Genomic DNA, 19,264 nt, shown 5'->3' with positions numbered 1-19,264 from the left:
CTCTGCTAGAGCTAACTGAGAAGAGTTTTCAGTTTGCGAGCCCCGAAAAGTTCAAATACCAACCGATGATCTGATCTCCCCATAACATGGCAATCCAGCCCGCTCCAGCCAAATAGGGGCCAAAGGCGATTGGTAGTCTATGGTCTCGCCCTTTGGCCAGGCTCCAAGCAATACCTGCAATAGCGCCTACTGCGGCAGAGAGTACTACCACCAATGGTAATATCTGCCAGCCAAACCATGCCCCGATAGCGGCGAGTATCTTGAAATCCCCAGCTCCCATACCCTCTTTGCCGGTGACCAGCTTAAAGATATGGAATACAAGCCACAGTGACAGGTAGCCAGCAATTGCACCGATCACTGCGTCTTGCAGGGGGGCAAATACCCCCCACAGGTTGATGAACAGTCCCCCCCAGAGTAACGGCAGGGTAAGGTTGTCTGGCAGTAGCTGTTTATCAAAGTCTATGCCGGTGAGAGCGATCAAAACCCAGGTAAACACACAGCCAGCCAGTGCCTGCCAGGTAAAGCCCAGTTGCCACACAATTACTGCGGTGAGAATCCCTGTGATCAGTTCCACCGTGGGGTAGCGTCTGGAAATTGCTGTGCCACAGGAGCCGCATTTACCACGTAGAAATAAGAAACTGATTATCGGTACATTCTGCCAGGGTTTGATTTCGGTTTTGCACTTGGGGCAATGGGAGTAGGGCAACACCAGATTGAACGGTTTATTCAGCTCCTCTTGCTCGGCTTTGTCAGGCTTTGTGTCAAAGTAGCTGTAAAAATCCCGCTTGTATTCGCGCTCCATCATTACTGGCAGGCGCAGAATAACGACATTGAGGAAACTGCCTATAAGTAGGCCCAAAATAAAAGCGCTGCTTAGGAGCAGCGCTGGGTATGAAGCTAACGTTTCGAGCATCGTATTCTTTCTTATACTACTTGACCTAACTGGAAGATAGGAAGATACATGGCAATCATCAAGCCGCCAACCAGAATACCCAAAACAGCCATGATCATTGGTTCCATAAGAGTTGTAAGGTTGTCCACCATATTGTCGACAGCCTCCTCGTAATAGTCGGCAGCCTTTCCCAGCATATCGTCCAGAGCTCCGGACTCCTCACCAATGGCTGCCATTTGTACCAGCATGGTCGGATATAGGCCAGAGGAGCGAAGTGCCGCATTGAGGGGGATACCAGTAGCTACAGAGTCTCTGATCTTAAGCGTTGCCTCCTCATAGAGGCTATTACCCGTAGCACCAGCCACAGACTTTAAGGCATCAATAAGAGGGACACCGGCAGCAAAGGTAGTAGATAGGGTACGCGCAAAACGTGCCGAAATGGAGTTATAGGTGATTGTTCCCAGAATGGGCAGTTTCAATATTAGGCGGTCGAAGAACTCAGCCACTTTTCTGTTGCGCTTCTTGGCTTCGATAGTGCCGCCGATGCTGATTACTACAGCGAGCAGCGCAAAAAACCAATTGGCTTGCATCCATTCGGACATGCCTACTACCAGCTGGGTAAATGCGGGCAGATCTGCCCCAAAGCTGGAAAAAGTCTCTGCAAATTGAGGTACAACTTTAATCAATAGAATTGAGGTGACTACAATCGCTACCACCATTACCGCAATGGGGTAAGTCATCGCCTTTTTGATCTTTGCTTTTAGCGATTCCGTCTTCTCTTTGTAAGTAGCAATCCTATCCAGCATTGTTTCCAGTGCACCGGATTGCTCACCAGAGGCTACCAGGTTACAAAAAAGATCATCAAAGTAGAGTGGGTGTTTGCGCAGTGCCTCCGCAAATGCAGTGCCCGAAGCCACATCATCACGGAGTTTGAAAATAAGCTCTTTGACCCCCTGGTTATCCAGGCCATCGGCAACGATTTCAAAGCTTTGCACCAATGGAACCCCGGCCTTCATCATAGTGGCCATCTGCCGGGTGAATAGAGCGATATCTGCAGGCTTTACTTTCTTTTTGCCAGCGCCAAACAGGGGCTTTGGTTTTTTTTGTACCCGGTTCGCTATAATACCTTGTTTGCGTAATTGGGCTTTTACCAGTGCGGGGCTGGTGCCATTTATTTCCCCTTGAACCTTGGCCCCTTTACTATCCACTCCTTTGTAGATGTATGCAACTGCTGTAGCGTTGGCCATATTTGCTTTTCCTGCTTTTTATCTCTTATCTCAGAAAAACCTGAAATTTCTTGTACTTCTTAACTCTATTGTTCGTGAGTGTAGAGCTTCAACTAGGCGAAGATCTGAAAAGTTGAAGTAGTGTATGTTAATTAACTTGCTCTAATGTCTCTTTCGAAAATAGATGCTAATTCTCGGGTACTGGAACTAATTTTGATCAAAATAAAATTCAGGTTCCAGAGCTGTGCTGTTTAGGACAAATAGGTTTTCACTAGTCGTAAAGGACTAATCTTTGGTCACCCTGTTTGCCTCTTCCAGGCTGGTGACACCCATCACAACTTTGCGCAGTGCCGATATCCTCAGATTATTAAAGCCCTCTTCGCGGGCCTGGTCCGCAATCTGAATCGAATTGCCGCCCTCCATTATAATTCTGGAGATGCCATCGGTGATGCGAACCACTTCATACACGCCAACGCGTCCTTTGTAGCCCTTGGAGCAATGCTCGCAACCAACGGGCTGGAAAATCGCCCACTCACTTTTAGGAATTGTAACCGTAGCGAAACCTTCCGCCTCCAAGACCTCTGATGGCAATGTCACCGGTTTCTTGCACTCATTACACAGACGTCGTGCCAATCGCTGTGCAATAATTACACTGACAGAAGTGGCGATGTTAAAAGTGGGAACCCCCATGTTCATGAGGCGTGTCAAGGTTTCAGGAGCTGAGTTGGTATGTAGCGTGGAGAGCACCAAATGACCGGTTTGCGCAGCCTTGATTGCAATTTCCGCGGTTTCCAAGTCCCGAATCTCCCCCACCATAACAATATCTGGGTCTTGCCTTAGGAAAGATCGCAATGCCTCGGCAAAGTTAAGCCCTACCTTGGGGTGTACATTGACCTGGTTGATGCCCTCCAGATTAATCTCCACTGGATCTTCCGCCGTGGATATATTGCGCTCTGCGGTATTTAGGATGTTAAGGCCAGTATACAGGGACACGGTCTTGCCTGAACCTGTGGGGCCGGTTACTAAGATCATTCCCTGAGGCTGGGCCAGGGCGTCCATATAGATTTGCTTTTGCTCATCTTCATAGCCGAGCGCATCAATTCCCAGTTTGGCAGAAGAGGGGTCCAGAATACGCAGAACGATTTTTTCTCCCCAAAGCGTAGGCAAACTGTTAACCCGGAAATCGATCGCCTTGGTTTTGGACAGCTTCATTTTGATACGGCCATCCTGTGGAATACGCCGCTCGGAAATATCCATTTTGGACATTACTTTCAGGCGGGCTGAGAGGCGGGGTGCGAGCTGGATAGGAGGTTTGGCTACTTCGTGGAGTACGCCATCAGTACGAAAACGGACCCGGTAGGATTTTTCATAGGGTTCGAAATGGATATCTGAAGCACCCGATCGTATTGCGTCGAGCAGTACCTTGTTGACAAAACGCACAACAGGGGCCTCATCTCCGCCGGGGTCATTATCATCGGCCTCGCTTTTCTCATCTCCACCAACATCCAGAGCATCCAGCTCTTCATCGTCCATACCCTCCAGGCCGGCACCCATATCACCGCTGTCGGACAGATAGTTTTCAATAGCCTTGGCCAGTTTATCCGCCTCAACCAATACCGCGTCGGTGCTTAGGCCGGTATTGAAGTTTATCTCATCCAGGCCGGCCAGGTTGGTGGGGTCTGCCACGGCGATAAACAGGCGGTTGCCGCGTTTGTATAGTGGTAGTGCGAAGTGCTTGCTGATTAATTTCTCATCGACAACATCCTTGGGGATCAGGTCGAAGTTATAGCCACCCAGGTCAAACAAGGGGGTACCAAAGGCCTGGGAGGCGATATTGGCCAGCTCGCGGCTTTTGACCAGCTTGGCCTCCACTGCATGCTGGGCAAAGGTCTGGTTCTCCCTGCGCGCAGCTTTTATGGCAGAAGTTGCCGTCGATTCATCGAGAACCTGATCTGCGACCAGGCGTTTGGCCAGGCCGCTAAGGGGGGAAGTTGTCATTGATTACGCTGCCGCTAAAATTACCTTGGGCCAAGTATTGAGAATGGGCCAGTTTATTGCCCGCCCTGTGTAAACCCAGGCGTATAAAAAGAAGGAAGGTAAAATATAGCGAATTACCGGGCGCGAGCCAAACATCACTATGAGTATCATGCAAGGCCCTGATAAGTACATACACATACAGAAGATGACAAATTTTGTCATAACTGGGCATCTGCTGTCAGCGGTAATGCTATAGCACTACGCACTTTCTAGTGGGAAGTGATGGGTTACTCACTGACAACTCTTAATTTTCCTTACAGCTTGCCAAACTTGGCACAGTCCTTGTATCTTGTTCCGGGACTTCCTCACGGGATTCACCATTATTTAAAAGTCTGTATGGAGACGGTTACAATGAAAAAGCAACAGGGTTTTACACTGATTGAATTGATGATCGTGGTAGCGATCATTGGTATTTTGGCGGCGGTAGCACTGCCGGCTTACCAGGATTACACAGTGCGTGCACGTGTTTCTGAAGGTATTGGCTTGGCATCTGCCGCTAAAGCCACAATTGCCGAGAATATAGCTAATGCGGGCACAGGTACTTTGGATGCTTCTACCTGTAATGGGGTAAATACATTTACTACTGCAGTAGGTGATGTAGCCTCATTGGCATGTTCTAGTGGAGAAATCACTGTAACTATGGGTGCTGCAGCTAAGAGCGTTTCTTTTAAATTAAAACCGACCGTTGAAGCCACTGGTAGTGTAAATTGGGCATGTGGTAGTGTTCCTGAAGCTAACCAGAAATACGTTCCAGCAGAATGTCGCAATGCTTCTTAATATACAGTAAAGACTGACTGCTTTATTGAAAAATGGACCACTTTAGTGGTCCATTTTTATTTGAAAATCCTGCTAATAAAGAACTCTTTGCTGTTGGCTGCCTTGCACTAGCAGATAGTATTAAAAATAATAATGGCACAGCTTTATAAAATATTACCTGCTCGTGATTCAGTTTCTACCGTGCATGGAACTGATTTCTGTCGTGAGAGTAAATATGGTTGGTTTTGTATTGCCATTTGTTCATTATGGTTTTTTCTAACCATTAATCCTCTCCACCTTTTGATATTGGATCTCGGCTCGGGTTATTACAATTATAAGAGGTTTGTGCAGATAGTATTGATAGGGATTGCGACCCTATTGGTTTTTTTTAGAGAATACAGGGTTGGAGTCTCCAAGACTCTCAATCTTAGAGGATTGGTTCTGCCCTGGCTGACTTCCTGCTTTTTTATATTTGGCTCCGCGGTCTTTTCTGATAATAAATACCATTCTATTTTAGAGGGTCTCCACTGGTTGATGTTGCCCTCGGTTTTTTTTGTTGGCATTTATATCGCCAAGGCAGGTCTGACTCAAAGGCTTTTGGGCATTTATTTGCTCGTCCATGGAATGGTAGTCTTTAAAGGCCTACTTGATTTGGGGTTTGAAGTTTTTGTAAGTGAGTCTTTGCGTGCGGGAATGATATTTTCTTCTTTTGGTAATATCCGTTTTTTTAATCAGGTGCAGGTTTTTATTATTCCGCTTCTGCTGATATTTGCTTCAAGAACAAAGTTTTATAGTCTGGCGTATTTATTCTTATTTGCTAATTTTCTGTTGGCCTTCGCTAGCGGCGCCAGAGGGTTGCTGTTGTCGATTATTGTAACTGGGTTGCTGTCGTTTGTTTTTCTTAAGCCTTGGCGCCGTCAAATTCTATATGGTTTGATTGTATGTGCTTTTGCTTATATGGCGTACTTCCTGATTTTGGAGTGGCTGGGTAATGTGGGTCATATTTTCCGTACCAGTACCTCCGGACGCCTAGCTATTTGGTGGGAGTTGTTAAGCAAACTTTCAACTTTGAATATCTTTTTCGGTAATGGGGTGGGCGCTTACACATTCCGTGACTTTGTTTATTTTTTTGGGCATCCCCATAATAGCATTCTGCAGTTTTTATATGAATGGGGGGCTATTGCTACGCTTTCGGCGGTGGCTGCCATACTTTGGGTGTGTTGGACTTCTTATCAGCAGCTTAAGGGTGATGGCGATAGTACAAAAAAAGATATTCAGGCCGCCTTACTTTATGCCTTGTGTGCGGCATCTTTTTATTCCCTTTTCAGTGGGGTTTTTGTGATGCCTGCACCTCAGGTGCTGTTCTTTTTGTTTATGGGGCTGCTCTTAGGAGGGGCTAATCTAGAAGGCCATAAAGTTCTGAGAGTAAATCAGTCGGTCAGCGTTGCTGTGCGATTCTTGTGCGCTATTTGCTTAATTGTGTTTGTAGATCTTGCAGGGAAATACCTTGTTCAGCAGGCGGGACAACAGGAGCAAGTCCGCGGCCCAAGATTTTGGGGGAATGGAGCGCCACTGATTTTGTCGGATTACTAAGATCTAACTTTAGTTAGTCTTATTTTATCGGCAGCATATAATCTTGGTGAATTATTCAGTTAGGTGTTGAGTGCTTGCCCAGAACATAATCATACAGATATGAATGCTCATGTATACAAGAGTGGGATTTAGTGAAAGTTTCTTGTTTTCTGGCTGGATTTATAGCTGAGACAGGTAAGCCTATAGCCAATCAGGTGAATGGTTTGGTAGTTTAAGTTGTCAGGGTCTTTGACCAATTGTAACTTCCCGCTTACCACTAAAATATTCCCGCGCGTAACCTCTCTTTTATACCGTACCTGTTGCTGTTTGTGGATAATTATATTGGCGCTCCCTGTCTCGTCCTCTAAGGTTAAAAAAATGATACCTGTGGCACTTCCAGGTCGTTGTCGGCAGGTAACCATACCAACGAAAGTGATATATTGTTCGTTTTTACAAAGAGTAAGGTCTTTTGCGCGAATGCAGTGTTCAAATTGCTTCTTCCGACGTAGTTGGGCAATCGGATGTTCATTTAAACTTAGCCCTGTGCTGGTATAGTCGCTATCGGTGGCATCTTTTACTATATAGTGTGTCTGGTAATTGTCCCGGTGAGTGTCTTGTACATCTCCCAGGGATAGCCAGCTATCTTGAAAACGATTTTGTGCAAAACTTTGGAAAGCATTGGCTTTTGCCAAAAAGGTAATTTGTTCATTATCCAGTTCGTAACATTGTTTAAGCTGAATTATTGAGTGCAGCCTTTGCTTTCCCCTAAGCTTGATAATAGCTTTTGCCGCGGTTTTCTTCAGGCCCTTAATCAAGCGCATCCCCAAACGAAGGGATGGGTGAATAATGTCTGGTTTATTATGAAAAAATTTCGATTGCTCTCGAGGTTCCAGGTGATGATCCCAGTAGCTGTAAAGTACATCAATAGGCAGCACCTTTACTCCATGCCTTTGCGCATCGTAAACAAGCTGTGCCGGTGCATAAAACCCCATAGGCTGGCTATTGAGCAGGCCGCAATAAAAAGCAGCTGGGTGATGAAACTTAATCCAGGCAGAAAAATAAGCCAAGAGGGCAAAGCTGGCGGAATGTGACTCGGGGAAGCCATAAGATCCGAAGCCTTTCATTTGGTTAAACAGCTGTTCGGCAAAGTCAGCCCTATAGCCATTCTCCAGCATACCTTTAACCAACTTGTCTTTAAATTTATAGAGATCTCCATTTTTTCCCCAGCTGGCCATAGCACGGCGTAATTCATCTGCCTCACCCCCGCTGAAGCCTGCAGCAACCATGGAGAGCTGGATAACCTGTTCCTGGAAGATCGGTACGCCGAGGGTACGCTCTAATACTGGTCGTAAGCTTTCATGGGGGTAGCTGACGGCTTCCAGACCCTGCTTACGTTTCAGGTAGGGGTGTACCATGCCACCCTGGATTGGTCCTGGGCGAACTATGGCGATTTCAATGGTGAGTTCATAGAAGCTGCAGGGTTGTAGCCTGGGTAACATACTCATTTGCGCGCGGGATTCTATTTGAAAAACCCCGACGGTATCTGCGCGGCATATCATTTCGTACACTTGGGGATCTTCAGCCGGGATATCCTGCAAACGTAGTTTGGGGCCATAGAGTGAAATATAGCTCAGGGATTTGCGCAGGGCGGTCAGCATACCCAACGCGAGCACATCTACCTTCATCAATTTTAAGTCTTCAATATCCTCTTTATCCCACTGCACCAGGGTGCGGTCTTCCATTGCAGCATTTTCAATAGGAACCAGCTGATAAAGTGGCTGCTCGGTAATAACGAAGCCTCCTACGTGTTGGGAAAGGTGTCTCGGGAATCCATATATCTGCTGCAATAGCAGAGGTAGGTTTTTACCAGTGGTGCTGTTTGGGTCTATGCCGACCTTTTGCATCTGTTTTGGGAATTCATCGAGTGAGTCCCACCAGGCACGCTCCGCAATAAGTTGTTCTATGGTGGCTGAACCTATACCAAGCGCTTTACCAATATCCCTAAGGGCACTTTTAAAACGGTAAGTAATCTTACTGGCGGCAAGACCGGCCCTGTCTCGACCGTATTTTTGGTAAATATACTGGATGACTTCCTCGCGTCTTTCGTGCTCGAAGTCTACATCGATATCTGGTGGCTCATTGCGCTCACGAGAGATAAAACGTTCAAACAAAAGGCCGATTTTATGTGGGTCAATTTCAGTAATAAAAAGGCAGTAGCAAACAACTGAATTAGCGGCAGATCCTCGCCCCTGATAGAGGATATTCTTATCTCTTGCGAACTGGACAATATCGTAAATTGTGAGGAAGTAGTGCTCATACTCCAGTTCGGCGATCATGGATAGCTCTTTTTCGATCAATATATCAATACGTTCTTCCGGTCCTTTAGGCCAGCGAAATTTTCGGCCCAGCTTTACCAGTTCCCGTAAATAGCAGGCTGGAGATTTATCTTTTGGGATAACTTCAGAGGGGTATTGGTAGCGGAGTTCACTGAGACAGAAGCTGCACTGCTCTACGATAGCTATAGTTCTATAGATAGCCTCTTCAGGGTAAAGTCTTTCAATATCTTCAAGACTGCGTAAGTAGCGCTCAGCATTCTGTTGGAGTTGGTATCCAAGTTCATTCAGGGTGCAGTTGTGAAAATTGGCATTGAGTACATCCTGTAAGGGCTTTCTGCTGCGACAGTGCATCAAAATGGCATTGGTGGCGACAAGGGGAATGTTCTCTTGCTTTGATAGCTGGGCAAGATCCTGTGCCAGTTTATTACTATCTGCATTTAAAAGGTTGCTGTAAGCAATATATAGCCGGCCATCAAAGTGTTGCTTGATAGGCTCGGGTATGCTGACTTTTTCAGGTTCTGGCAACCAGATTGCAATAGTCTCGCTGCAGATTTTAAGTAAGTCTTCCTGAAAAGTTTTATACTGGCCTTTCTCTGCTCTTAATCGAGAAGTGGAGATAAGTTGGCAGAGTTCACTATAGGCACTTTTGTTTGGGGCAAGTAGAACGGCCTTTCCGCCATCTTGAAGGCGAAAATAACTTCCACAAATAAGTTTGAAGGGCGTTTCCCGTTTTTTTCTGTCTTTTGAATTCTCTTGGGAAAGATTGATGTTTTTAAGTTCCTTATAAGCGCGAACTATACCGGAGAGGGAGCACTCATCAGTTATTGCTAGTGCTGAATAACCTAGATTGTAAGCCTCCTGTATCAATTCCCAGGGATGTGATGCACCCTGCAAAAAAGAAAAGTTGCTTTGGCAAAAGAGTTCTGCGTACCTCATGCTGATGCTCTTTGATATTTAAACTTGAAGAATGTTCAGCTTCTTTTTTTAAAAAGTTAAGTTTCTTTTCTGAAGATTTGTTAGATATGAATTGTCAATAATTAAGAGAATATGCCGTGTAAAAACCACTCTTCAGTTGTCAGATCCTGGAATATCCAACAAAGACTGCCGTCCTGGTCTTTAGCTATATAGTAGTCTCGTCCATGGCGGCCATGTTGCCACCAGTAGCCATCAATTCGCTCAGGGCCCTGTAGCAGCTGTAATTCACTATGATGAAATAGTTTTTGATTGCGGCTGAGTAATTTGGTAGGGCGGGGAAGCAACCAGGAGGGGCGCGGTGCTTTTATTGGTGTCAATTGGTGAGTTTTTTTCTTTGAGCTGGTTTTTATTAGCAAGCTATCGGCGCTCTGCCAGGCCTGCTCGGGAAGGTAGCTCTCTTTCAGGGCAATACCGGAGATCGCTTGGTGTCCAAGACGGGCCTTGAGTTTGTCCAAAAGTTGAGAGCTGCGCTCGCCTTGGTTGCCTGCATCAAAGAAGTCCTCTCCGAACTCTTCTTCCACTAACGGCTGTAGTTGCTTGCTACTCAAGCGCAGTGTTTGTACCGGGCACTCCAGGGATACTCTTTCAAACTGCAGCTTGGTAAGCGCTATTAAGCGCTGTGGATCTAGCAGTGGGTGTGAGACTTCCACGATGAGTTCCTTGTTTTTTCCCTGCCCATAATCCAGCTGCCAGTGTAATTGCTGGGTATAAAGCTGGCGGCGTTGTAGCTGCTGGCATAGCTCTCTAATCAGGCGGCCGGCGGGGAAGAGCAGCTGTTCACTGTTATCCAGTGGATCGGGAAAAAATAATTCGCTATCGAACCGGGCGGGAGGGTTAAAGTTGGGTACGGGGTCCTGACGGCTACCATTTAAACGTGCCAAATAATCTACAAAAGGACGACCAAAACGGGAGCCCACTTCGGATAGGGGAATGGCAAGCAATTGGCTTACTCGCTTAATACCACAGGCATATAGTTTGGTAATGGTTTTATTGTCGCAGTCGAGTAGCTTGCTCGGGGAAAAACTAATCCATAGTTTCCACTGTTGTGGGCTGGGGGCTACACGAGTTTCTGCCAGCCACTGGCGATGTTCTCTCAGTTGGCTTAGCATCCGTGCGGCACTGGGGCTGTGTCCGAGTCCCATAACACTGCTAATCCCCATTTGGCCCAGCTCATTCTGTAACTGATCCAGAAAGGCCCTGAGGCCACCATTCGCTTTCAGGCATCCGCTGAGCTCAAGATTCAAGCAGGCTGGGTCACTGCTTCCGTTTTCTACAGTGTTGGCAGCCTTGGGGGAGACGACTGGGGTAAAGCTGTAGCCCCACTGGGCCAGCCGTTCGAGTTGCAGTTGCTCTCTCTGTATATCCCGCTCTAACAGTTGAAGGTCTGCGCTCAGTGCGCAGGCGGTAGCGATACTGAGGCCTGGCTCAATACCGAGATCAGTGGCTGTTTTACTGCACTGAACAACAAGTTGCTTCTCGACCACGGCGAGAACGCCTGGCTGTGTATCTCGACCCTGGGCGCGGATGAGGGCTTCAAGAGGAAGCTTGGGAAATTGGATGCAAAGCCAAAGCATGAGCTGGACCTCGGGGCGATGGTCAATGTATTGGCCTGTCACGGCGAATCAAATTGGCGCCTCGGGCCAAGTGCAAAGACTGGCCGCCAGTGCCTCCCCGTTGCTTTAATAAATTCACAGCCAGTTGTTCCCCATCACTGCCTAGCTGCAGGCGCAGGCTGGCGGGAGAGGGGTTCTGGGATTCAGATATAGGGCGGAAATGAAAGTGCAGGCACTCCCCATTGCGAGCTGCCAGTTGCAGACGCCGCAGTTCCTTATCCTCTAAAGTATGATTCCCTTGCCAGCTCAATAAGGCACCACAGCTTCCGGATTGTAGAGATTGCTCCACCGCCCAGAGAGTATCCTTATGTCCCCGGGGGTGTATAAGCAATAAATTTCCCAGTTGAATGCCACTTTGAGCCAGTGCTGGAGCGTAGGGAATAAAAGGCGGACTGACCAGTATTACCATTTGTCCTGCTTGAGTCAGCTGGGCCAGAGTTGGCAGTAATAAGGTCATTTCGCCAATACCGGTTTGATTGAGCAGAAGTTCAGTAGTGGCATTGCGAGGCCAACCGTGGCCTCTGAGAACGGCATCCAGGCTTCTGAAACCAGTGGGGATACCGCTGAGAGGGCGCCGCTGCTCATTGGCTGCCTGCCAAATATCCGTTCTCGCCAGTATCTGCTCTAGATTTCGGCGCTCAGACTGATGCTTTAACTGCTTGTTTTGAAGGAAGTTTTCTGCGCTATTCACGGATTCCGCCGCTCCATTCAGGCCCTCCTACCGGCCTGAAGCTGGCAAAGAGCTGTATGCTTGTACAGTATTGCTGTTAATTTATACAGTAAATGATTGAGGGCAACAAGAGAGGGAGGGGTTGATCGGCACTTTTTTGCACAGCCTAAACCGGCTATGATTCCGCTTCTTTTGTTGAGTACTGATTATTCTTTTTAGGGGGACGGAGTGAGTATCAAGTCCGATAAGTGGATTCGCCGGATGGCTGAGCAGCACGGCATGATTGAGCCTTTTGAGCCGGGCCAGGTACGCCATGGCAATGATGGCGACAGACTCATCTCCTACGGCACTTCTAGTTATGGTTATGATGTGCGCTGTGCCCGTGAATTTAAGATCTTCACCAATGTGCACTCTGCTACCGTGGATCCCAAGACATTCGATGAGAACAGCTTTGTCGATGTCGAGGGCGAGTACTGTATTATTCCACCGAATTCCTTTGCCCTGGCACGTACGGTGGAGTATTTCCGTATTCCCCGCTCGGTGCTGACTATTTGCTTGGGTAAATCCACTTACGCGCGCTGTGGGATTATCGTCAATGTCACTCCGTTGGAACCCGAGTGGGAAGGGCACGTGACCCTTGAGTTCTCAAATACTACTAATCTGCCGGCGAAGATCTATGCCAACGAAGGCGTGGCACAGATGCTGTTTTTCGAATCTGATGAGGTCTGTGATGTGTCTTATGCAGATCGAGGTGGTAAATACCAGGGGCAGCGTGGTGTAACCCTGCCCCGGACCTGATCGCCAAGGGCGATTGAGCTGCATAAGCTATCTTTCCATGTCTGAAGTATCCAATAGCCAGTTGCCTGAGTGCGTCGATGTATTGATTATCGGTGCCGGGGCAGCGGGATTAATGTGTGCTGCCACAGCTGGGCAGCGTGGTCGCAGTGTGCTGGTACTGGACCATGCGAATAAGGTCGGTAAAAAAATTCTGATGTCCGGTGGTGGTCGCTGTAATTTCACCAACCTCTATACCAGCGCTGAAAATTTCTACAGTCGTAATCCCCACTTTTGTAAATCCGCCTTGGCGCGTTATAGCCAGTGGGAATTTATTGCACTGGTTGAAAAATATGGGATTCCCTATCACGAGAAAACTCTCGGCCAGCTATTCTGCGATAACAAGTCCAAGGATATCGTCGACCTGCTGCTAGCTGAGTGTCGTGCAGCCAAAGCACAGATTCGCACCCGTTGTTCTGTATCCACGATAAAGGCACAAGCCGCGGGCTATCAGGTGAAAACCAGTTTGGGCACCGTTACCTGTGAATCCTTAGTTGTGGCTACAGGTGGTCTTTCGATTCCCACTATGGGGGCTACAGGGTTTGGCTATGAGATTGCCAGGCAGTTTGGCCTGGACTTGGTTCCCACTCGTCCAGCGTTGGTACCTTTTACCCAACACAAACGCCAGCTGGAACGGCAAAGCACTCTGCCGGGTAGTGCTCTTGAAGTCTCTGCTTCCTGTGGCGAGGGCAGTTTCCTAGAGCAAATGCTATTTACTCACCGGGGGGTGAGCGGCCCAGCAGTTTTACAGGCTTCCAGTCACTGGAGTGAAGGCAAGGAAGTTGTAATTAATCTTGCCCCTAACCATAGTCTGCCTGACTGGCTACAGCAGCGTCGCCAACAGAATCCGGAAAGCCATTTACATAGCGTATTGGCCGAGATCTGGAGTAAAAAGCTGGTGCAGTATTTCCTGCAACGAGAAAACCTCTCCAGCCGCCCCTTGAAGCAATTTGGGGACGGTGAACTTCGCGATATGGGTAGCAAGCTGCAAATCTGGAAGCTGGTACCCGCGGGCACCGAGGGGTATCGCACTGCTGAAGTTACCTTGGGTGGGGTGAATACTGAACAGATTTCTTCGCGCACAATGGAATGTAAAACCCAGGCGGGGCTCTTCTTTATTGGGGAAGTGCTTGATGTGACCGGATGGTTGGGAGGTTTTAACTTCCAATGGGCTTGGGCTTCAGGTCATGCTGCAGGGGAGGTTGTCTAATGGTGTGCCGGTACAATAAAGTTTGAACACTGTAGAAAAAGTTTGAACACTGAATAATAAAGTTTGAACACTAATTATAAAGTTTGAATATTGCCACATCTGCGAGTGTACTCAGCGGGAGAGGTAGTCGTGCAGCCTATGCAGCTGGAATAAATGAGGATGAATATAACAATATATCCTTCGTTACTAGTTCAAAATCGATAACAAACCAAATCTTATATATAGATTTTAAGTGCAAACTGTTGACTTGAATGCCACCTTTTAAGGCCATCCGTATTTTAAGCCAAGCTCAGAAGTTGTGTAAGGCTTTATATGGCTCATAAAATACTCATTAAATGAGTCATAGAGCCTATTTCTATGACTCACAAAATACCCATTAAATGAGTCATAGAGCCTATTTCTATGACTCATAGTAGATTTACTTTGGCTGAAAATTTTATGAGATATTTTCTTTTTATAAGAAATTATCAAGACAATCCTTAAATCATATAACATAAAAAAATCAGATTTATAATAGGTAGAAACACTCTACGGTTTAGGCATAGCGGTCCTACGAATTTGTAAGATTTGCTAAATTTCATAATGTTTGAATAAGGATGAACACAACCACTTAAATATGACCTCAGTATGTATACTATAGATATCGGATTAATAAATCTTACAGACCTAAGATGTTAATGCTTTAGTCATAAATCAGATTGGGGTGAAAAGTTTTGGCGCGACACAGAAGGTTAGAGAGGCTAACTGATTTTCAAAGAGCTCTGAAAAACAAGTATGGGCTGGGAGCTGGAGAAGAATACAAACCCTGGCTGAGAGTTCAGGATGTTAAATCTAAGGGAAATAGTGGAAAAATTCAGGGCATTAAAGTTAATAGAGAGCATCATACCCTCTCAGAAAACGAAAGCTGTCTCTTCTATCTGGTTGAAAATTGTGATTCAGTAATCGATATAAGGGAACAGTTTCCCCTTCTCCCCTTAGACTTTTCTATCAAGATTGCAAAGAATCTAGATATAAATCATCCAAAAGTGCCTGGTTCTGGATCATACAATGTCATGACTACAGACTTTGTTTTGACTTGCACAGATAAACACGACTTTTGGTATGAGGCTATCTCTGTTAAATCAGCCCAAGAACTATCAATAAAGCGTACAGCTGAAAAATTAGAAATTGAACGTATTTGGTGGGAGCTTCTGGGGGTAAATTTCCATATATATACTATAAATGAAATATCGGTTATTCAATCTAAAAATATTCAGTGGTTTACCTCTGCATATAGACAAGGACGTAGATTTAAGGAAAATATAGAAAAGCAAGCCATAGAGACATTACATGTTGGGATCAATTTAATCGAAGATATATGCAATGGATTCTGTAAAAATTTAGATGTTGAGAACGATGAAGCTTTAGTACTTTTGAAGCATTTAATCGCTATTAAGAAAGTTGAGGTAGACTTAAGTAAACCGATAGTAGAGTCTGGAGTTATAGATATAACAAATATTCTTTCATCAATCGGTAGGTAAAAATGCGAGTTGAACGAAACAGTGTTTGGAGTGTAACTGATATTGATGGGGTTGATAGTGGTGTGTATCGTGTTCTTGAACTTTTTTATGATATAAATATTCTGGTTCTTTTTAATCTTGAAGAATCTGGAGGTTTAAGAAGGCCTATTAAGATTGATAGCTCCAGATTTTTGTGTGCGATTAAAGGAGGAGCTGTGAAAAGAAACTTTAGTCCTCTTCCCTACTATCAGCTAGCTGATGAGGGGTTGATACCTGAAGCTCATATTAAAAAACGTGATAGAAATATTGAGCTGATAAGTGAGCTAATAGAAAATCCAGATTTTCTCCTTGAGATTTCTACTGAAGAAAGAAGCAAAGTTCTGGTAAATCAGGCGAAAAGTAAAGGGGTAAGGGCTCAGAGAATATATAGGTTATTAAATCAATATTGGAGGGGTGGGCAAGAAAGAAATGCCCTCCTGCCTGCTTACAAGAATTCAGGAGGAGCTGGAAGAGTTAGGGTTTCAGGATGTCTTAAACGTGGAGCTCCAGTAAGAATGCTTACACCGAGCATGGAAATATATCAAGGGGTTAACACTACGGAAAATGATAAGAATAATTTTATTTTCGCGATGAAGAAGTATGGCTTGAAAGGGCGTCGAGTTCCATTTAGTCAAGTTTATGAAAAAATGTTGAAGGAGTTATACTCACAAGAACTAATACTGGCAGAGAGTGAATTTAGGTCGCCGAATGTTCCATCATATCGTACTTTTATATATTGGATTAAAAAATTAATTCCAAAAAATGAAATAATCCGAAAGCAAACTACAGCGGGTGACTTTGAAAGAAACAAGCGTGGATTAAGAGGAGCTGCGACAGATCATACCGAAGTTCCTGGAAGTTGCTTTGAATTGGATTCAACGGTACTGGATGTTCATATTGTCTCTGAATTTAGGCGCTCTCATGTTCTAGGTAGGCCTACTGTTTATTGTGTGGTAGATAAAGAAAGCAGGATGATTGTTGGGCTTCACGTTTCTATGGAATATGCTTCTTGGCGTGCAGGCCGTCAAGCTCTTGTCAATAGCTTTACGGATAAGAAAAGTTATTGCTCTAGGTTCGGTATCGAAATCGAAGATCATGAATGGCCTTGCCATCATATCCCCCAGCGTTTGCTTTGCGATCGAGGGGAGTTTATATGTAAGAGCGCTGAAAAATTAGCCGTTCCATTAATCGGTCACCTGAGTATAGCTCCACCTTATCGCGCCGATCTTAAAGGCATTGTGGAACGAAGATTCGAAATTTTGAATAAAAATCTAGTCCATGAATTATTAGGAACAACTAGAGGACATCATTATATTCGAGGTGATCGTGATCCACGTCTCGATGCAACATATACATTAGATGAAGTGACAAAATTACTTATTGATGAAGTTATGGAGCATAATAATTCTCTATTTGACGGCTTAGCTGCACAATCCGTCTTGTTAGTGCAAAATGGATTGGCCCCTACACCGCTTAATTATTGGAATATCCATCTAAAAAAGCATCGACATGCTTTAAGTAGATCAGAGGAGTCCGAAGTAAGGGCTAAACTTCTACCTGCGGTAGAAGTATCTATGACGAGTAAAGGTATCCGCTTAAATGAGGATATGTACTATGAATGTGACCGGGAAGAATTTCAAGAATGGAAAGTGCTTGCCCGGTCTACCAAGTGCTGGAAAATGGAAGCTCGTATCGATCAAGATAACTCTTCATTCATATATGTTCGCCTTAAGGAGCGCGAAGGGTTCACTAAATGCAACTTGATGAAGTTTTCTGCAAGCCTTAGTGATAAACATCAAGCTGATATATTGTATTTTAAAGATTGGAAAAAGAAAGAAAAAAGTAAAAATAAACCAGGTAAAAAGTCTATAGAAAGACATAATAGACGTAAATTAGTTAGCCAAGTAGCAAAAAGTGAAACAAAAAAAGATATACAAGATAAGAGTAAGACTGAGCGAATAAAGGGAATGAGAACACGAAGAAAAGAGGCGGTTCTTGATAGACGAATTGAACACGGTGAATCCATTAGAGAAGAGAAATCAGAAGTATATCCCGATGATCAGAACCTAGAGTCAAAAAGGAAAAATGAAGCTGTCTCATTAATAAAAAGGAAGAGGCGGAACCAGTGAGGGGTGTAAATGATGCAGAGTATAACATTGCAATACTCCCGGAGCATCGGGGGAACCCCTTGATCGAAGCATTACCAAAAAAATTGAAAGATGAGGATTTGGTAGAAAAATTAAGTAGCTATCCTTCATTTTCTGAAAGCGAGAGAAAATTGAGTGCTTTCGAGCGTATTGAATACCTTACAAGAATCGATGAGTTAAGGCAGCCTCTTCCAGTATATCTAGAATGCTTTAGAGCAATTGAAATTGCGATTAAGAAAGGTTATTCAAGCAAGAATCCCCTGTCGCCGACAACCATGAACTATTTACACTACCCTATAGACCAACGATCTAAAGTTGCTCCTAGAACAGGTTATTTCAAATCTAACGGGAGTGGTATAACTTTACTTGGGGAAAGCGGTGTCGGAAAAAGTTGTATGCTAGAGCAGATTTTAAATTGTTTTCCAGAAGTTATTGAGCATCGTAAATACCAAGGTGAGCCTTTATATATTAAGCAAGTAGTATGGGCTAAAGTAGATTGCCCAGAAAATTCGAGTATCAGAGCCCTTTGTCTTAAGATTTTATCGGAAATTGATAGAAAGCTTGGAGGAGAAGAGACTAAGCCAGAAAAAACGAGTGATCTACTTGTTAAGCAAATTGAAGCTAAAATAAAGTCTAGCTTTTTAGGTGTCATAATAATAGATGAAATGCAGCATTTAAATTTGGCAAAAGCTGGAGGCGAAGATAAATTTCTGGGGTTTCTTCATAATCTTATGAATGAATTGGGAGTTCCCATTCTTCTGTGTGCAAACCCTCCCTTTGACAAGTTATTAGGGAAAACTCTAAAGACAGCAAGGCGTGCAGAAAGTCAAGCTTCTTTTACTATGGACTTGATGAAGAATGATGAGGAGTGGAGCATGTTTATTGAAGAACTTTGGGTGTTGCAATGGACAAAGGAAAAAACTCCTTTAACTAAATCTCTTAGTGACAAATTATATGATCTATCTATTGGTAATATGGATCTGGCTGTAAGAATTTATAGGGAATCTCAGCGTTTAGTAATTGGTTCAGATAACGAGTCTATAACGGAATATGTCCTGGAGTATGCAGCAAAGAAAGCTATAAATTTCTCCAAAAAATCTGTAGATGAAGCAAGGATAAATAGGCTTGAAAAATTTCGGCGTATCAGAAGGGAAAAGAGTAATAATAGGTCTAAGGTCGAAACTAGTGAAATTTCATTTAAATCTATAGATACTTCGACATCAGAAGTTATGATTATCCCTGGAGATTTAAATCGCCCCCAGCACCATGAGTTTCATCAGAAGCTATCTTACTTACAATCTATTGGTGACTTAAATGAACTTATTAAAGATCCAGACTTGATAAGGCGAGCATCTATTTCAGAGAATCCTGAAGCTGAGTTAAAAAAAATGGGAGTTTTATTTAAAAATCCGATCAAGCATCTATCCTCAAAGTAAGTTTCACCCCATATGTGGCAAT

General features: G+C 44.8%; 13 protein-coding genes. 7 read left to right on the top strand and 6 right to left on the bottom strand.

The genetic code is table 11. The features are described from left to right. Positions 1 to 28 precede the first annotated feature (28 nt). The 3 genes from ACJJI7_RS01405 to pilB all read right to left on the bottom strand — a co-directional run bounded on the left by ACJJI7_RS01405 (position 29) and on the right by pilB (position 4,116). On the bottom strand, positions 29 to 913 hold the full coding sequence (locus tag ACJJI7_RS01405; RefSeq protein WP_444901096.1) for a prepilin peptidase: 885 nt from the start codon (positions 911 to 913) through the stop codon (positions 29 to 31). 11 nt (positions 914 to 924) lie between these two features. Next, positions 925 to 2,139, bottom strand: a complete 1,215-nt coding sequence (locus ACJJI7_RS01400) for a type II secretion system F family protein (protein WP_020412638.1) — start codon at positions 2,137 to 2,139, stop codon at positions 925 to 927. A gap of 264 nt (positions 2,140 to 2,403) precedes the next feature. Continuing rightward, positions 2,404 to 4,116 carry a type IV-A pilus assembly ATPase PilB gene (gene pilB, locus ACJJI7_RS01395; protein ID WP_444901097.1) on the bottom strand — a complete coding sequence of 571 codons (1,713 nt, stop codon included), beginning with the start codon at positions 4,114 to 4,116 and terminating at the stop codon, positions 2,404 to 2,406. Between the two features lie 390 nt (positions 4,117 to 4,506). Here pilB and ACJJI7_RS01390 point away from each other — a divergent pair, with 390 nt between their 5' ends. Continuing rightward, a complete protein-coding gene (locus tag ACJJI7_RS01390; RefSeq protein ID WP_282952660.1) occupies positions 4,507 to 4,932 on the top strand; it encodes a pilin in 426 nt (141 codons plus the stop codon). A 132-nt stretch (positions 4,933 to 5,064) separates the two neighbouring features. Beyond that, on the top strand, positions 5,065 to 6,504 hold the full coding sequence (locus ACJJI7_RS01385) for an O-antigen ligase family protein (RefSeq protein ID WP_444901098.1): 1,440 nt from the start codon (positions 5,065 to 5,067) through the stop codon (positions 6,502 to 6,504). 128 nt (positions 6,505 to 6,632) lie between these two features. On the opposite strand, the gene ACJJI7_RS01380 is transcribed toward ACJJI7_RS01385, so the two are convergent. From ACJJI7_RS01380 to imuA, 3 genes are all read right to left on the bottom strand, one after another. Next, the gene (locus tag ACJJI7_RS01380) at positions 6,633 to 9,755 is read right to left on the bottom strand and encodes an error-prone DNA polymerase (protein WP_282952663.1); all 3,123 of its coding nucleotides are present in this window, start codon (positions 9,753 to 9,755) and stop codon (positions 6,633 to 6,635) included. A 101-nt stretch (positions 9,756 to 9,856) separates the two neighbouring features. Further along, positions 9,857 to 11,368 carry a Y-family DNA polymerase gene (locus ACJJI7_RS01375; RefSeq protein WP_444901099.1) on the bottom strand — a complete coding sequence of 504 codons (1,512 nt, stop codon included), beginning with the start codon at positions 11,366 to 11,368 and terminating at the stop codon, positions 9,857 to 9,859. Positions 11,369 to 11,390: 22 nt separating this feature from the next. Continuing rightward, complete coding sequence (gene imuA, locus ACJJI7_RS01370; RefSeq protein ID WP_282952667.1) at positions 11,391 to 12,098, bottom strand: translesion DNA synthesis-associated protein ImuA; 708 nt, start codon at positions 12,096 to 12,098, stop codon at positions 11,391 to 11,393. A gap of 207 nt (positions 12,099 to 12,305) precedes the next feature. On the opposite strand from imuA, the gene dcd reads away from it, so the two are divergent. From dcd to ACJJI7_RS01345, 5 genes are all read left to right on the top strand, one after another. Continuing rightward, positions 12,306 to 12,875: a dCTP deaminase gene (gene dcd / locus ACJJI7_RS01365; RefSeq protein ID WP_020412646.1), complete on the top strand. Its 570-nt coding sequence runs from the start codon at positions 12,306 to 12,308 to the stop codon at positions 12,873 to 12,875. A 37-nt stretch (positions 12,876 to 12,912) separates the two neighbouring features. Then, a complete protein-coding gene (locus ACJJI7_RS01360) occupies positions 12,913 to 14,121 on the top strand; it encodes a BaiN/RdsA family NAD(P)/FAD-dependent oxidoreductase (RefSeq protein WP_444901100.1) in 1,209 nt (402 codons plus the stop codon). 713 nt (positions 14,122 to 14,834) lie between these two features. Continuing rightward, positions 14,835 to 15,641, top strand: coding sequence for a TnsA endonuclease N-terminal domain-containing protein (locus tag ACJJI7_RS01355; protein WP_444901101.1), 807 nt, complete (start codon positions 14,835 to 14,837; stop codon positions 15,639 to 15,641). Positions 15,642 to 15,643: 2 nt separating this feature from the next. Further along, positions 15,644 to 17,788 (top strand): TnsB C-terminal domain-containing protein, encoded by a 2,145-nt coding sequence (locus tag ACJJI7_RS01350; protein WP_444901102.1) that lies wholly within the window; start codon positions 15,644 to 15,646, stop codon positions 17,786 to 17,788. A 59-nt stretch (positions 17,789 to 17,847) separates the two neighbouring features. Further along, positions 17,848 to 19,242 carry an ATP-binding protein gene (locus tag ACJJI7_RS01345; RefSeq protein ID WP_444901103.1) on the top strand — a complete coding sequence of 465 codons (1,395 nt, stop codon included), beginning with the start codon at positions 17,848 to 17,850 and terminating at the stop codon, positions 19,240 to 19,242. Positions 19,243 to 19,264 lie beyond the last annotated feature (22 nt).

This window comes from Microbulbifer variabilis (assembly GCF_056232115.1).
Note: the sequence above shows the minus strand (reverse complement) of the source record. Positions and strands in the feature narration are given on the sequence as shown.